1 protein-coding gene is annotated in these 15,685 nt (G+C 75.1%); it reads left to right on the top strand.

The annotated features are described in order from the left end of the window. Positions 1–25 precede the first annotated feature (25 nt). Positions 26–15,670, top strand: coding sequence for a type I polyketide synthase (locus O7613_RS07660; protein WP_282292972.1), 15,645 nt, complete (start codon positions 26–28; stop codon positions 15,668–15,670). Positions 15,671–15,685 lie beyond the last annotated feature (15 nt).

Genomic DNA, 15,685 nt, shown 5'->3' with positions numbered 1-15,685 from the left:
CGCCTGGAAGATATCGAGGTTGTTCGTGAACGAGGAAAAGCTTCGCGATTATCTGAAGCGCGTGACGGCGGACCTGGCCCAGGCCCGGCGGCAACTACGCAAGGCGGAGGCGGACCGGCAGGAGCCGATCGCCGTCGTGGGCATGGCCTGCCGGTTCCCGGGCGGGGCGAACACCCCGGAGGCGCTGTGGTCGCTCGTCGAGGGCGGCGTGGACGCGATCGGCGGCTTCCCGGTCACCCGGGGCTGGGACCTGGACGGCCTCTACGACCCGGACCCGGGCGCGGCCGGCAGGTCGTACGCCCGGCACGGCGGTTTCCTCTACGACGCCGAACGCTTCGACGCGGAGTTCTTCGGGATCAGCCCACGGGAGGCGCTCGCCATCGACCCGCAGCAGCGGCTGCTGCTGGAAACCTCGTGGGAGGCCCTGGAACGGGCCGGCATCGACCCGGCGACGTTGCACGGCAGCCGGACCGGCGTCTACGTCGGGGCGATCAGCCAGGAGTACGCGTCGCTGTGCTACGCCGGCGGGGCGGACGTCGACGGGTACGTCCTGACCGGCACGACGACGAGCGTGGCGTCCGGCCGGATCGCCTTCTCGCTCGGTCTGGAGGGCCCGGCGGTCACCGTCGACACCGCGTGCTCGTCGTCGCTTGTCGCCATGCACCTCGCCGGTCAGGCGCTGCGCGGCGGTGAGTGTGACCTGGCGCTGGCCGGCGGCGCGACCATCATGGCCGGGCCGGGCATGTTCATCGAGTTCAGCCGGCAGCGTGGCCTGGCCCCGGACGGGCGGTGCAAGTCGTTCTCCGCCACCGCCGACGGGACCGCCTGGGCCGAGGGCGCCGGCATCCTGCTCCTGGAGCGGCTCTCCGACGCCCAGCGCAACGGGCACCCGATCCTCGCCGTCATCCGGGGTTCGGCGGTGAACCAGGACGGGGCGAGCAACGGCCTGACCGCGCCGAACGGGCCGTCGCAGCAGCGGGTCATCCGCCAGGCCCTGGCCAACGCGCGGCTGAAGCCGTCCGAGGTGGACGCGGTGGAGGCGCACGGCACCGGCACCACCCTGGGTGACCCGATCGAGGCCCAGGCTTTGCTGGCGACGTACGGCCAGGACCGGCCCGACGACCGGCCGCTGTGGCTGGGGTCGCTGAAGTCGAACATCGGGCACGCGCAGGCCGCCGCCGGAGTCGGCGGGGTGATCAAGATGGTGCAGGCGCTGCGCAACGGTGTGTTGCCGCAGACGCTGCACGTGGACACTCCGTCCCCGCACGTCGACTGGTCGGCGGGGAACGTCGCGCTGCTCACCGAGGCCCAGCCGTGGACGCCGGACGGGTCCCCGCGTCGGGCCGGGGTGTCGTCGTTCGGGATCAGCGGCACCAACGCGCACCTGATCATCGAGGAAGCACCCGAGGTGGAGGAGCTGCCATCGGTCGGGACACCCGTGCCGTGGCTGCTCTCCGGCCGTTCGGCGGAGGCGCTGCGCGAGTCCGCCGCACGGTTGCGCGAGCACGTCGACGGCAAGGCTGACCTCGACGTAGCCCACACCCTGGTCCGCCGCGCCCAGCACACCCACCGCGCGGTCATCCTCGCCGACCACCACGAGGCACTGACCGCCCTCGCCGCCGACAACCCCCACCCCGCACTGGTACGCGGCACCGCGCGCCCGACGGGGAAGATCGCGTTCCTGTGCACGGGGCAGGGCAGCCAGCACCCGGAGATGGCCCACCGCGACGAACCCGTCTTCGTCGAAACCTTCGACGCCGTCTGCGCGGAGTTGGACAAGCACCTCGACCGGCCGCTGCGCGAGGCCATGGTCGACGCGGTCCACGAAACCCGCTACACCCAACCCGCCCTCTTCGCCACCCACGTCGCCCTGCACGCTTTGGTCACCAGTTGGGGCATCACGCCGGATTACCTCACCGGGCACTCGATCGGTGAGCTGTCCGCCGCGCACCTCGCCGGCGTGTTGAGCCTGCCCGACGCCGCGCTCCTGGTCACCGCCCGCGGACGACTCATGCAAGCCGCCACCTCCGGCGGCGCGATGATCGCCATCGAGGCCACCGAAGACGAGCTGACGCCGATGCTCGACCCCGCCACGGTCTCCATCGCCGGGCTGAACTCCCCCACCAGCACCGTCATCTCCGGCGACGTCGACGCCGTCACCGACATCGCCGCCCACTGGGCCGCACAGGGACGGCGCACCAAGAAACTGACCACCTCACACGCCTTCCACTCCCCCCACATGGACCCGATCCTGGAGGACTTCCAGGCCATCGCCGACAGCGTCACCTACCACCCGGCGACGATCCCCGTCATCTCCAACCGGACCGGCCAGGTGGCCCCGGCCTTCGACGCCGGCTACTGGACCCGACACATCCGCGACGCCGTCCGCTACCACGACATGGTGTCCACCCTGGACGCCTCCGGGGTCACCACCTACGTGGAACTCGGACCCGACAACACCCTCAGCGCACTCACCCGCGCCTGCCTGCCCGACGACACCACCGCCACCATCACCGCCGCCCACCTCGGCCAGCACGCCCACGCCGCGCTCCACGCCGCCGGACACCACACCACCTGGACCACCACCACACCCGCCGGACGCCTCATCGACCTGCCCACCTACCCGTTCCAGCGGCAGACGTTCTGGCTCGACGCCTCCGACACCCCGCACGACGCCGCCAGCCTGGGCCAGGCCACCGCCGCGCACCCCCTGCTCCAGGCCGAGGTCGAACTGCCGGACGGCAACGGCCACCTCTTCACCAGCCGGATCTCGGCGCGTACCGACCCGTGGATCGCTGAGCACGCGGTGCACGGGGCGCTCGTCGTGCCGGGTGCCGCGTTCGTGGGCATGCTGCTGCACGCCGGAGGCCGGGTCGGCTGCGACCTGATCGAAGAACTGACCCACCACGTCTTCCTGGCCGTACCCGAGCAGGGCGCGCTGCACCTGCGGGTCTCCGTGGACGCGGCCGACGACGCCGGCCGGCGTACGTTCAGCGTCCACTCCCGGTCCGAGGACGCGCCGCCCGGCACGGACTGGACCCGGCACGCCACCGGCGTCCTGGCCGTCGCCGACCCGGACGCGACGCCGGCCGGGCTGACCGAGTGGCCGCCCCCGGGCGCGGAGATCGACGTCGCGGACCTCTACCGGCGGCTGGCCGGCGCCGGTTTCGGCTACGGCCCGCTCTTCCTGGGCCTGCGGGCGGCGTGGCGGGACGGCGACACCATCTACGGGGAGGTGTCGCTGCCGGAGGGCGCCGACCCGGGCGACTTCGGCCTGCACCCCGGCCTGCTCGACTCGGCCCTGCACCCGATCGCGGTCGGCTCCGCGCTGCGCCCCGTGGACGACCCGGACGCCGGCCAGGTGCGGGTGCCGTTCACCTGGGGCGGAATCGCGCTGCACGCGGTCGGCGCCGACACGCTGCGGGTCCGGATCGTGGTGTCCGGCCTGGACCGGCTGGCGCTGACCATCGCCGACGGCACCGGCGCGCCGGTGGCGACCGTGGACTCGCTGATCACCCGCCCGGTGTCGGCCGCGCAACTGGCCGCCGCCCGGCCGGACACCGGCCTGCCGCTGTACGGGGTGGACTGGGTGCCCCGGCCGGGTCCGGGCGCCGCCGTGGGCGCTCCGGTGGAGTTGCTGGCGGAGGACGGATGGCCCGCGGAGCTCGCGGACCGGATCGCCGTGCGGGTGCCGGCCGGCGAGCGACCCGACCACGGGCCGGTCGCGGCCGTCCTGGGGCTCCTCCAACGCTGGCTCGACGCGCCCCGGCCGGCCGAGGCCCGGCTGCTTCTGCTGACCCGGGGCGCGGTCGCGACGCGTACCGGCGACGATGTTTCTGATCTGGTGGGCGCGGCCGTCTGGGGCCTGGTCCGCAGCGCCCAGGCCGAGCATCCCGGACGCGTCGTCCTTGTCGACGCCGACGAGGACCCGGACGGCGATCTGCTCGCCCGGCTCGCCGACGGCGACGAACCGCAGGTCGCCCTGCGGGACGGCCGGGTCCTGGCGCCCCGGGTGACGGCCGTGACCGGCGGCGTCCCGACCCCGCTCGACGCGGACGGCACCGTCCTGATCACCGGTGGCACCGGCGCCCTCGGCGCGCTCCTGGCCACCCACCTGGTCACCCGCCACGGCGTCACCCGCCTGCTGCTCACCAGCCGCCGCGGACCCGACGCCCCGGGCGCCACCGCGCTCCGGGCCACCCTCACCGGGCTGGGCGCGCACGTGGACATCGTCGCCGCCGACCTCACCGACCGCGACCGGGTCGCCGAGCTGCTCGCCACCGTGCCCGCCGCGCACCCGCTGACCGCCGTGGTGCACGCCGCCGGGGTACTGCGGGACGCCGCGCTCACGTCGCTCACCCCGGAGCACCTGGACGCCACGCTGTCGGCGAAGGTGGACTCGGCGTGGCACCTGCACGAGCTGACCGCCGACTCCGGCCTGGCCGCGTTCGTGCTCTACTCGTCGATCGCCGGGACGCTCGGGACGGCCGGGCAGGGCAACTACGCCGCCGCGAACGCCGCGCTCGACGGACTGGCCGCGCACCGGCGCGCGCACGGGCTGCCGGCGGTCTCCCTCGCCTGGGGGCTGTGGGCGCCGACCGGGGACGACGGGATGGGCGCGACCCTGGACGAGGCGGCGGCGGCCCGGGTCGCCCGGGGCGGGATCGTCCCGCTCACCCCGGCGGAAGGGCTCGGACTGTTCGACGCGGCGCTGGCCGGGGACCGGCCCGCGCTGGTGCCGGCCCGGCTGGACCTGGCGGCGCTGCGCCGGCTGGCCGACGGCGGCGAACTGCCGGCCATCCTCCGCGGTCTGGTGCGCGCGCCGGCCCGGCGGGCGGCCCGCGGCGGCCAGGCCGGCGGTGACGAACTACGCCGGCAGGTGGCCGGGCGGCCGGAGCCGGAGCGGCGGCGGATCCTCACCGACCTGGTGTGCGCGCAGGTCGCGGGCGCGCTCGGGCACGCGTCGGCGGCGACCGTGGACGCCGACCGGCAGTTCCAGGAACTCGGCTTCGACTCGCTGAGCGCGATCGAGTTCCGGACCAGGCTGGGAAAGGCGACCGGGCTGGCCCTGCCCGCGACGTTGATCTTCGACTACCCGACACCTGCGGCGCTCGGCGCCCACCTGACCGCCGAGCTGTCCGACGCGGGTGCCGAGTTCCCGACCCGGACCGTTCGGCGGACCCGGGCGGGCGACGACGAGGCGATCGCGATCGTCGGCATGGCCTGCCGGTTCCCGGGCGGCGCGGACACCCCGGAGACGCTGTGGAACCTCGTCGCGGGCGGGGTCGACGCGGTCGGCGGGTTCCCGGCGAGCCGGGGCTGGGACGCCGACGAGCTCTACGACCCCGACCCGGACGCCGGCGGCAAGACGTACGTGCGGGCGGGCGGTTTCGTCTACGACGCCGAGCAGTTCGACCCGGAGTTCTTCGGCATCAGCCCGCGGGAGGCGCTCGCCATCGACCCGCAGCAGCGGCTGCTGCTGGAAACCTCGTGGGAGGCGCTGGAACGCGCCGGCATCGACCCGGCGACGCTGCGCGGCACCGCCACCGGCGTCTTCGCCGGGGTGTCCGCCCAGGAGTACGTCTCGCTCTGCCACACCGGCTCGGAGGGGGTGGAGGGCTACCTGCTCACCGGCACGACGACGAGTGTGGCGTCCGGGCGGATCGCCTACACGTTCGGTCTGGAGGGCCCGGCGGTCACCGTCGACACGGCCTGTTCGTCGTCGCTCGTCGCCATGCACCTGGCCGGTCAGGCGTTGCGCGGCGGCGAGTGCGACCTGGCGCTGGCCGGCGGCGCGACCATCATGGCCGGGCCGGGCATGTTCATCGAGTTCAGCCGGCAGCGCGGGCTCGCCCCGGACGGCCGGGCGAAGTCCTTCGCCGCGGGCGCGAACGGCACCGCCTGGGCCGAGGGCGCCGCCATGCTCCTGCTCGAACGGCTCTCCGACGCCCGCCGTAACGGGCACCCGATCCTCGCCGTCATCCGGGGGTCGGCGGTCAACCAGGACGGCGCGAGCAACGGCCTCACCGCCCCCAACGGTCCCGCCCAGCAGCGGGTCATCCGCCAGGCCCTGGCCAACGCCCGCCTGGAACCGGCCGACGTCGACGCGGTCGAGGCGCACGGCACCGGCACCACCCTCGGCGACCCGATCGAAGCCCAGGCGCTGCTGGCCACGTACGGGCAGGACCGGCCCGACGACCAGCCGCTGTGGCTCGGCTCGCTGAAGTCCAACATCGGGCACGCGCAGGCCGCCGCCGGCATCGGCGGGGTGATCAAGATGGTGCAGGCCATGCGTCACGGCGTGCTGCCGCAGACGCTGCACGTCGACGAGCCGTCCCCGCACATCGACTGGGACGCCGGGAGCGTCGCCCTGCTCACCGAGTCGCGGGCCTGGCCGGACACCGGCCGGCCGCGCCGGTCCGCGGTGTCGTCGTTCGGCATCAGCGGCACCAACGCGCACCTCGTCCTGGAGCAAGGCCCGGCTCCGGCGGCGCCGTCCGGCGAGGGCGCGGCCGGCTCGCCGGTGGGGTCACCGTGGTTGCTCTCCGGGCTGACGCCGGAGGCGCTGCGGGACAACGCCGACCGGCTGCGCGACCACCTCGACGGCCACGCGGACGCCGACATCGCCCACACCCTCGCCCGCCGCGCCCAGCACACCCACCGCGCGGTCATCCTCGCCGACCACCGCGAAGCGCTCGCCGCGCTCGCCGCCGACAACCCCCACCCCGCACTGGTACGCGGCACCGCGCGCCCGGCCGGGAAGGTCGCATTTTTGTGCACCGGCCAGGGCAGCCAGCACCCGGAGATGGCGCACCGCGACGAGCCGGTCTTCGTCGAAACCTTCGACGCGGTCTGCGTCGAACTGGACAAGCACCTGGACCGGCCGCTGCGCGAGGCGATGGTCGACGCGGTCCACGAGACCCGCTACACCCAACCCGCCCTGTTCGCCACGCACGTCGCCCTGCACGCCCTCGTCACGAGCTGGGGGATCACGCCGGACTACCTGACCGGGCACTCGATCGGTGAGTTGTCCGCCGCGCACCTCGCCGGAGTGTTGAGCCTGCCCGACGCCGCGCTGCTCGTCACCGCCCGGGGACGACTCATGCAGGCCGCCACCTCAGGCGGCGCGATGATCGCGATCGAGGCCACCGAGGACGAGCTGACGCCGATGCTCGACCCGGAGAAGGTGTCCATCGCCGGACTGAACTCGCCCACCAGCACCGTCATCTCCGGCGACGTCGACGCCGTCACGCAGATCGCCGTGCACTGGGCCGGGCAGGGACGACGCACCAAGAAGCTGACCACCTCACACGCCTTCCACTCCCCCCACATGGACCCCATCCTGGACGAGTTCCAGGCCATCGCGCAGACCGTCACCTACCACCCGGCGACGATCCCCGTCATCTCCAACCGGACCGGCGAGATCGCCCCGCCCTTCGACGCCGGCTACTGGACCCGACACATCCGCGACGCCGTCCGCTACCGGGACATGGTCTCCACCCTGGATGCCGCCGGGGTCACCACCTACGTGGAACTCGGACCCGACAACACCCTCAGCGCCCTCACCCACGCCTGCCTCCCCGAGGACACCACCGCCACCATCACCGCCGCCCACCTCGGCCAGCACGCCCACGCCGTGCTGCACGCGGCGGGGCGCGAGACGGTCTGGACCACCACGCCCCCGCCCGGCCGGCACCTCGACCTGCCCACCTACGCCTTCCAGCACCAGCCGTTCTGGCTCGCCGCACCGGCCACCCCGCGCGACCCGAGCAGCCTCGGCCAGCACGACGCCACCCACCCGTTGCTCCAGGCCGAGGTGGAACTCCCCGACGGTGACGGCCGGCTCTACACCGGGCGGATCTCCCGGCGCTCCCACCCGTGGCTCGTCGAGCACGCCGTGCACGGCACCGTGGTCCTGCCCGGCGTCGCGTTCATCGACCTGCTCCTGGAGGTCGCCGACCGGATCGGCGCGGCGGCCGTCGAGGAGCTGACCCACCACGTCTTCCTCGCCGTGCCCGAGCAGGGCGCGCTGCACCTGCGGGTCAGCACGGGCGCCGCGGAGGGCGGGCGGTGGAGGTTCACCGTCCACTCCCGACCGGAGGACGCCGCGCCGGGGGCCGCGTGGACCCGGCACGCCAGCGGCACGCTCACCGCCGAGACGCCCCGGCCCGCCGAAGCGCTTGCGGCGTGGCCGCCGGCCGGCGCTTCGCCGCTCGACACCGAGAGCTTCTACCGGGAGTTCGCCGAGCGCGGCTACCACTACGGACCGCTGTTCCAGGGCATGCGGGCGGCCTGGCGGGACGGCGAGACGATCTACGCGGAGACCGGGCTGCCCGACGGGTCCGGGCCGGAGGCGTACGGCGTACATCCGGCCCTCTTCGACTCGTCGCTGCACCCGCTGAACTTCCGCTACGACGGCGGGACGGTGCGGCTGCCGTTCTCCTGGACCGGTGTCAGCCGGCACGCGATCGGCGCCACCGCGCTGCGGATCCGGGTCACCCCGTCCGGGCCGGACACGGTGTCGCTGCTGATGGCCGACCCGACCGGCGCGCCCGTGCTGGCGGTCGACGCCCTCACCATGCGCCCGGTGTCGCCGGAGCAACTTGCGGCGTCCCGTCCGGACGCCCGGCCGCCGCTGTACCGCCTCGCCTGGACCGCCGCGCCGCTGACCGGGACCTTCACGCCCGCCGGGGCCGCCGCGCCTGCGGCTGGGACCCTCGCGGCGGCGGCCGGGGCACCGGCGCTTGCCGTGCTCGGCGTGCCGGGTGCCGGTCCGGCCGGTGTGCCGGTCCGCCCGGATCCGGCCGCGCTCGCCGACGCGGGCGCCGTACCCCCGATCGTGCTGGCCCCGGTGCCGTCCGCCAGCGGCCCGGACGACCGCGCGCCGATCCGGGCGGCGCTCGACCTGATCCGGCACTGGCTGGCCGACGACCGGCTGGACGGCAGCCGGCTGGTGCTGCTGACCCGGGGCGCGATCGCCACCGAGGACGCCGAGGACGTCACCGACCTGCCCGCGGCGGCGGTGTGGGGTCTGGTGCGCAGCGCGCAGACCGAACATCCCGGCCGGTTCGTGCTCGCCGACGCCGACGCCGCCCTCGCGGATCTGGCACCGGAGCCGCTGGCCGAGGCGCTCGCGGCCGAGGAGCCGCAGATCGCGTTCCGCGCCGGCCGGGCCTTCGTCCCCCGACTGGTCACCACCGACCGCCCGGCCGAGCCGGTCGTCGAGGGCCGGTTCGACCCGGCCGGGACCGTCCTGATCACCGGCGGCACCGGGGCGCTGGGCGCGCTGCTGGCCCGGCACCTCGTCGTCAGGTACGGCGTGCGCCGGCTGCTGCTGACCAGCCGCCGCGGCCCGGACTCACCCGGCGCCGGCCGGCTCGTCGAGGAGTTGGCGGAGCTGGGCGCGCACGCCGACGTCGCCGCCTGCGACACCGGCGACGGGGACCAACTCGCCGCACTGCTCGCCGCGATCCCGGACGCCCACCCGCTGACCGGGGTGATCCACGCCGCCGGCGTGCTGCGGGACGCCACCGTCGGCGCACTCGACGACGACGGCCTGGCGGCGGTGCTGGGCCCGAAGGCCGACGGCGCCTGGCACCTGCACCGGCTGACCGCGGACCGCCCGTTGGCGGCGTTCGTGCTCTACTCCTCGGTCGCCGCCACGATCGGCAGCGCCGGGCAGGCCAACTACGCCGCCGCGAACGCGTACCTGGACGGGCTCGCCGCCCACCGGCACGCGCGCGGGCTGCCGGCGACGTCGCTGGCGTGGGGGCTGTGGGCGCCGACTGACGGCGGCGGCATGGGCGCGGCGCTTCCGGACGCCGACTCCACCCGGATCGGCCGGACCGGCGTGCTGCCGCTGCCCGCCGCGGAGGCGCTCGCGCTCTTCGACGCCGCGCTCGCCACCGGGGCGCCGACCCTGGTGCCCGCCCTGTTCGACCACGGCACGTTGCAGTCCCGGGCCGCCGCCGGTGGTCTGCCCCCGGTCTTCCGGGCGCTGGTGCGTGCCCCGCAGCGGCGGGCCGCCACCGACGCCGGGACCGGCGGCGCGGCGCTGCGCGGTCAGCTGGCCGGGCGGCCCGCGGGCGAGCAACTACGTACCGTCCTGCATCTGGTCCGCGCCCGGGTCGCCGAGGTGCTCGGCCACACCGACGTGGACCGGATCGACGCTTCCCGCGCGCTGCTGGAGATGGGCCTCGACTCGCTGACCGCGGTGGAGTTCCGCAACGCGTTGAGCGCGACGACCGGGCTGCGGTTGCCCGCCACCCTGGTCTTCGACTACCCGACGCCGGCGGCGATCGCCGAGTTCGTGCACGGACGCCTCGCCGACGCCCCGGCGAACCGGGCCGTCGCCGTGGCACCCGCCCGCGCCACGGGTCCCGACGACGAGGCGATCGCCATCGTCGGCATGGCCTGCCGGTTCCCGGGCGGCGCGGACACCCCCGAGGCGTTGTGGGAGCTGCTCGCCGGCGGGGTCGACGCGGTCGGGGTTTTCCCGGACGGCCGGGGCTGGGACGTCGACGACCTCTACGACCCCGACCCGGACGCCAGCGGCAAGACGTACGTGCGGCACGGTGGTTTCCTACGCGACGCGGACCGCTTCGACCCGGAGTTCTTCGGGATCAGCCCACGGGAGGCGCTCGCCATCGACCCGCAGCAGCGGCTGCTGCTGGAAACCTCGTGGGAGGCCCTGGAACGCGCCGGCATCGACCCGGCGACGCTGCGCGGCACCGCCACCGGCGTCTTCGCCGGGGTGTCCGCCCACGAATACCTGTCGCTGCTGCACACCGGCGGTGAGGGCGTCGAGGGTCACCTGCTGACCGGGACGACGACGAGCGTGGCGTCGGGCCGGATCGCCTACACGTTCGGTCTGGAGGGCCCGGCGGTCACCGTCGACACCGCGTGTTCGTCGTCGCTGGTCGCGATGCACCTGGCCGGTCAGGCGTTGCGCGGCGGCGAGTGCGATCTGGCGTTGGCCGGTGGGGCGGCGGTGATGTCGACGCCGGGCATGTTCATCGAGTTCAGCCGGCAGCGCGGGCTCGCCCCGGACGGCCGGGCGAAGTCCTTCGCCGCGGGCGCGAACGGCACCGCCTGGGCCGAGGGCGCCGCCATGCTCCTGCTCGAACGGCTCTCCGACGCCCGCCGCAACGGCCACCCGGTCCTGGCGGTCATCCGCGGGTCGGCGGTCAACCAGGACGGCGCCAGCAACGGCCTCACCGCACCCAACGGCCCGTCCCAGCAACGTGTCATCCGGCAGGCCCTCGCCAACGCCCGCCTCACCCCCGCCGACGTCGACGCCGTCGAGGCGCACGGCACCGGCACCACCCTCGGCGACCCGATCGAAGCCCAGGCGCTGCTGGCCACGTACGGGCAGGACCGGCCCGCCGACCGGCCCCTGTGGCTGGGGTCGATCAAGTCGAACATCGGCCACGCGCAGGCCGCCGCCGGCATCGGCGGGGTGGTGAAGATGGTGCAGGCGCTGCGCCACGACCTGCTCCCGCAGACGCTGCACGTCGACGAGCCGTCCCCGCACGTCGACTGGGATTCCGGCGACGTCGCGCTGCTCACCGAGGCCCAACCGTGGAAGCGCAACGGGTCACCGCGCCGGGCCGGCGTCTCGTCGTTCGGCATCAGCGGCACCAACGCCCACCTCATCATCGAGGAAGCACCGGACGTGGAGGGGCCGGAGCCGGCCGGGACGCCGGTGCCGTGGTTGCTCTCCGGCCGCACGGCGGAGGCGCTGCGGGAGTCCGCCGCGCGGCTGCGCGAGCACGTCGACGGCCACGCGGACGCCGACATCGCCCACACCCTCGCCCGCCGCGCCCAGCACACCCACCGCGCGGTCATCCTCGCCGACCACCGCGAAGCGCTCACCGCCCTCGCCGCCGACAACGACCACCCCGCACTGGTACGCGGCACCGCGCGCCCGACGGGGAAGATCGCGTTCCTGTGCACCGGCCAGGGCAGCCAACACCCCGAGATGGCCCACCGCGACGAGCCGGTCTTCGTCGAAGCCTTCGATCGGGTGTGCGCCGAACTGGACAAGCACCTGGACCGGCCGCTGCGCGAGGCCATGGTCGACGCCGTCCACGAAACCCGCTACACCCAACCCGCCCTGTTCGCCACGCACGTGGCAATGCACGCTTTGGTCACCAGTTGGGGCATCGCCCCGGACTACCTCACCGGGCACTCGATCGGTGAGTTGTCCGCCGCCCACCTCGCCGGCGTGCTCAGCCTCCCCGACGCCGCCCTGCTGGTCACCGCCCGAGGACGACTCATGCAAGCCGCCACACCCGGCGGCGCGATGATCGCCATCGAGGCCACCGAAGACGAGCTGACCCCGATGCTCGACCCGGAGAAGGTCTCCATCGCCGGACTCAACTCCCCCACCAGCACCGTCATCTCCGGCGACACCGACGCCGTCACCGCGATCGCCGTGCACTGGGCCGGACGAGGGCGGCGCACCAAGAAACTCACCACCTCACACGCCTTCCACTCCCCCCACATGGACCCGATCCTGGACGAGTTCCAGACGATCGCCGACAGCGTCACCTACCACCCGGCCACCATCCCGGTCATCTCCAACCGCACCGGAGACATCGCCCCAGCCTTCGACGCCGGCTACTGGACCCGACACATCCGCGACGCCGTCCGCTACCACGACATGATCTCCACCCTGGATGCCGCCGGGGTCACCACCTATGTCGAACTCGGACCCGACAACACCCTCAGCACACTCACCCACGCCTGCCTCCCCGACGACACCACCGCCACCATCACCGCCGCCCACCTCGGCCAGCACGCCCACGCCGCGCTCCACGCCGCCGGACACCACACCACCTGGACCACCACCACACCCGCCGGACGACACACCGACCTGCCCACCTACCCGTTCCAACGCCAGCCCTACTGGCTGCGCCCGGCCACCACCGGCACCGCCGCGAGCCTCGGCCTGGCCACCGCCGACCACCCGCTGTTGTCGGCCGCGACCGAGCTGCCCGACGGCGGCCACCTCTTCACCGGTCGGATCGGCCTCGCCACCCACGCCTGGCTGGCCGACCACGCCATCCACGACGCGGTCCTGCTCCCGGCGACCGGCTTCGTCGAGCTGGCGCTGTACGCCGCCGGCCAGGCCGGGGCGGACGGCGTCGGGGAGCTGACGCTTGAGGCCCCGCTGATCCTGCCCGAGCAGGGGGCCGTCCACCTGCGGGTGCAGGTCGGCCCGGCCGGCGACGACGGCGACCGGACGCTCACCATCCACTCCCGGCCGGAGAAGGCCCCGGCCGGCACCGAATGGACCACCCACGCCACCGGCACCGCGACCGACGCCGCGACCGCCGCCCCCGAGGACACCGCCGCGCCCCCGACCGCCGAGAGCGTGCGGCTCGACGGCCTGTACGACGCGCTCGCGGTCCGCGGTTACGGCTACGGGGCCCGCTTCCGCGGCCTGGAGGCGGTGTGGCGGGACGGCGAGACGCTCTACGCCGACGTCGCGCTGCCGGCCGGGACGGATCCGGCCGGGTACGGCGTACACCCGGCCCTGCTGGACGCGGCCCTGCACCCGATGCTGCTGGACGTCGCCGCGCGCGACAACGGCGCGGACGGGGAGATCCTGCTGCCGTTCGCGTGGAGCGGCGTGACCCTGCACGCGACCGGGGCCACCCGGTTCCGGCTGCGGGTCACCCCGACCGGCCCGGACACGGTGAGCCTGACCGCGGTCGACGGCGCCGGCGCCCCGGTGGTGCGGGTCGATTCGCTGACCGCCCGGCCGGTCACCCGGGCGCAGATCGCCGGCGCCCGGGTCGCGGTCGCCGACCCGCTGTACGCGACGACCTGGACCGCCGCCGGCGCGGGTGACGCCGGTCCGGACCGGATCGGCGCGCTGCGGGAGCTGCCGGGCGCGACCGTCTACCGGGATCCGGACGAGGTGGCCGGGGACACCGGCCGGCCGCCGGTGGTGGTGGCAGTGGTGCCGCCCGGCCGGACCGCCGCCGACCACGGGCCCACCGAGGACGTCCTGCGACTGGTGCAGGGGTGGCTCAGCGACGACCGGCTCGACGACACCCGGCTGGCGATCGTCACGAGCGGGGCGGTCTCCACCCGTACCGGGGATGATGTCCTTGATCTTTCGGCCGCCGCCGTCTGGGGGCTGGTGCGCACCGCGCAGAGCGAGCACCCGGACCGGTTCTGGCTGCTCGACTCGGACGTGCCGGCGGCGGCGCTGCCAGCGGACCTGCTCCGGCGGGCCCTGGCCGGCGCGGAGCCGCAACTGGCGATCCGGGCCGGGGAGATCGTGGTGCCCCGGCTGGCGGTCGTGCCGCCGGCCGGGGGTGACGCGCCGGCGCTCGACCCGGACGGCACGGTGCTCATCACCGGCGGCACGGGTGCGCTCGGCGCGCTCCTGGCCCGGCACCTGATCACCGCGCACGGTGCCCGGCGGCTGCTGCTGACCGGCCGCCGAGGACCGGCCGCGTCCGGCGCGGCGGAGCTGCGTGCCGAGCTGTCCGCGCTCGGCGCCGAGGTCACCATCGCCGCCTGCGACGCCGCGGACCGGGGCGAGCTGGCGGCGCTGCTGGCCGGACGGCGACTGACCGCGGTGGTGCACGCGGCCGGGGTGCTCGACGACGGCATGGTGACCGGCCTGAACCCGCGCCGGCTGGCCACCGCGATGCGACCCAAGGTGGACGCGGCGTGGCACCTGCACGAGCTGACCCAGGGGCACGACCTGGCGGCGTTCGTCATGTACTCGTCGGTCTCCGGCACACTCGGCGGTCCGGGACAGGCGAACTACGCGGCGGCGAACGCCTGGATGGACGGCCTCGCCGCGTACCGGCACGCCCGAGGGCTGCCCGCCAGCTCGCTTGCCTGGGGCCTGTGGGCGGCGGGCATGGGTGAGACGCTCGACCCGGCCGGCGCGGCCCGGATCGCGGCGTCCGGCGTGGTGCCGCTGACCGCCGCGCAGGGGCTGGCGTTCTTCGACGCCGCGTTGCGGCTGCCGGAGCGGCCCGCCCTGGTGCCGGTCCGGCTCGACCTGACCCGGCTGCGCGCCCGGGCCTCGGCGGGGACGGTGCCGCCGCTGCTGCGGGGCCTGGTCCGGGCGCCGGCCCGGCGGACCGCGCAGACGGCCGCGGCGGACGCCGAGGCGTTGGCCCGGCGGCTGGCGACGCTCGGCGACGACGACCGGCGCCGGGTCCTGCTGGACCTGGTCCGCGGCACGATGGCCGCCGCGCTCGGGCACGACCGGCCGGAGAGCATCGAGGCGGAGCGCGGCTTCCTCGACATGGGCTTCGACTCGCTGACCGCGGTGCAGTTCCGCAACCGGCTGGCCGGGGCGGTGGGGGTACGCCTGCCGGCCACCGTCCTGTTCGACTACCCGACGCCCACCGCGCTGGCCGGGCACCTGCTCGGCCGGGTCGTCCCGGCACCGACCGCCACCGGCCCGGTCGGAGCGCCCGCGGACGGCTCACCGCTGGCCGACCTGGACCGGTTGGAGGCGCGGATGCCCGGCCTGGGACCGGACGCGCTCGGCCCGCTCGCCACCCGCCTGCAGACCCTGCTCGCCCGGGTGCACGCCGCCCGGAGCGACGGCGCGTCGGTCGCCGACCGCATCGACACCGCAAGCGACGACGAGATGTTCGACCTGATCGACAAAGAGCTCGGCATCTCCTGACGTGACACCGCTCAG

This window comes from Micromonospora sp. WMMD975 (genome assembly GCF_029581215.1).
GTDB lineage: Bacteria > Actinomycetota > Actinomycetes > Mycobacteriales > Micromonosporaceae > Micromonospora.
This window is presented reverse-complemented; position numbering and strand designations above follow the sequence as displayed.